Origin of the sequence: Actinocrinis sp., from assembly GCF_035653575.1 — a bacterium.
Taxonomy (GTDB): domain Bacteria; phylum Actinomycetota; class Actinomycetes; order Streptomycetales; family Catenulisporaceae; genus Actinocrinis.
In genome coordinates this window covers 1-2047 of the sequence record NZ_DASRBQ010000036.1, presented here as the reverse complement: position 1 = coordinate 2047, position 2047 = coordinate 1, and the positions used below count along the sequence as shown (strand labels likewise).

Annotated in this window: 2 protein-coding genes; both read right to left on the bottom strand. The window is 71.2% G+C overall.

Going from position 1 to position 2047, the window contains the following annotated elements:
- Window positions 1–59: 59 nt before the first annotated feature.
- Window positions 60–896, bottom strand: a complete 837-nt coding sequence (locus VFA06_RS06010) for an SAM-dependent methyltransferase (RefSeq protein WP_324839409.1) — start codon at window positions 894–896, stop codon at window positions 60–62.
- A gap of 415 nt (window positions 897–1311) precedes the next feature.
- The coding region (locus VFA06_RS06005) for a hypothetical protein (protein ID WP_324839408.1) at window positions 1312–2047 on the bottom strand (736 nt) is incomplete at its 5' end.

Here is a 2047-nt window from a genome sequence, read left to right as displayed (position 1 = left end):
CGTGGCGGTGGTGATCAGGGGAGGATGTACGGGTTCGCGGTGTTTACCGGGGGACCCGGTCAGGATTTGCAGGCGAGGCCGGCGTAGCCCCAGTTCAGCTCCGGGTCCTCGGTGGGCTCTTTGTCGGGTCGCCACCACGGCTGGGCGACCACACCGGGCTCCAGCAACTCCAGGTCGTCGAAGAACCCTGTGATCTGCGCTGGGGTGCGCAGGGTGATCGGCATGCCGGCATCGCGGTAGAGCTCTGCCGCCGCTCGGGCGAGTTCGCTCTCGCCTTGGGCGGTGGCGTGCGAGAGCACCAGGGCGCTGCCCGGCGCGAGAGCGTCCAACACGGTTTTGATCTTGTCGGTGGGCTCGTCGCGGTCGGTGAGGAAGTGCACGACGAAACCGAGCAGCAGCCCTACCGGGCGGTCCAGGTCGAGCACGCCGTCCAGCGCCAGGTTGCTCAGGATCGTCGCCGGCGCGCAAAGATCTCCTTCGATCACTGCGGTGCGCTGCGGGTGTGGGCCGCGCAGCCGCGCGGCGGCGTGGGTGAGCACCACCGGGTCGTTGTCGACCAAGACCACGCGCGCACTAGGATTGAGTGAGTGGATCACCTCGGCCGGGTGGTCGTGGTCCGGCAGGCCCGTGCCCACGTCCAGGAACTGCTCGACGCCGTCCTGGACCAGTGTGTGCACGGCGCGGCGCAGGAACGCGCGGTTGGCGGCGGCGATCGATCGCAGCTGCGGGAAGCCGGCCAGGATCTCCTCGGCTGCGTCCCGGTCGACCTGGTAGTTGTCCTTGCCCGCCAGCAGGTAGTCATCGACCCGAGCCGGGTGCGGGTGGGCGGTGTCGATTCGCTCGGCCGGCCAGCCCACCGGCAGCGGCGGCGGCTCCAGCATTGTCAACGTACTCACGCTCGAAGGTCTTTCTGCTCGATGCTGCATAACTCGCGGATGCGAGAGCTTGGGCGTCGCCCCGCCCCGGTGTGCGGGGGAACACGGAGGGGCGGGGCGACGCGGGCCCGGACGGGCGCACGGGGGAACGCCACGACGGGGCCCGTTCCGTCCGGTCCGGCAAGCTCGCCCCGGGGTCGCGAGCCACGCCGTCGGTCGCCCGGACGGAAGATCAGCAGCCTGCTATGGCGCACGGGCCGGGCTCGCGGCAACCGCGTGGTCCCGGGCATCGATCGAATGCCCGCCGCGCATCGGCATGGGAACCCGCGCCGGGTGCAGCGACGCGGCTAGCGGCCGCCAAACCAGCACTGCGACCACAGCAATCACCGCGATGCCGATCGCGACAAGCACAGGCCAGGAGATCGAACCGCGCCGGTCAGACGGCTCGGCCACGGCGCACCAACCTTCTCGCAGCGACCATGACGCGCACCTGCTGCTTGTCCGCACGGCCGTCGCGCGCGGGGCGGGGATGCGGCGTGGCGCCGCCCGCAGGGCTCTGCTCGGCCCCGGATCCGATCCGGTGCAGGTGCGCGTACACGGCGCCGGTCAGCGCCGCATCCCTCACGGTGCGTTGCACCCGCGGCGTGATCGTGATGCCCAGGTGCGCTGCCAGGGCGGCCAGGTCGGGCGGGCACCGCTCCGCGAGAAGGCGCCGAGCAAGCCGCGCGGTATCCACCAGTTCCGCCGCGGTCATGGCCGGGCACTGGTCCGAGTGCCGATCGATCACGGTGCGCAGCGCCGCGGCCTGGTGGGTCAGGATGCGGTACGGCGGTGCGGCGAGATGGCGGTCCATCATGCTCACCGCGACCGCGACTGGCGTGCGGTCGGTGACCTGATCCAGCGGAAGCCGGCAGTGTTCGGCGATCAGCGCGGCGGGCATTCCGGCGTGCAGCACGCAGTGGAAGTCGCCGACGACCGCGAACGTCTCACCGGTGAGGCGCAGCGCGACCGCGGCCAGGTCGACGCGGTGGTCCAACCCGCCTTCGGGGACCTCCAGCGCGACCGCGAGCAGTGTGGCGACGGCGGGATCAGGGTTCTGCGCAGTCGACGGCGGCGTGCGCGACTGGATGACGGTCATTGTCAGGGTGTTCATGCGCGGGCGAAGCCCAGAT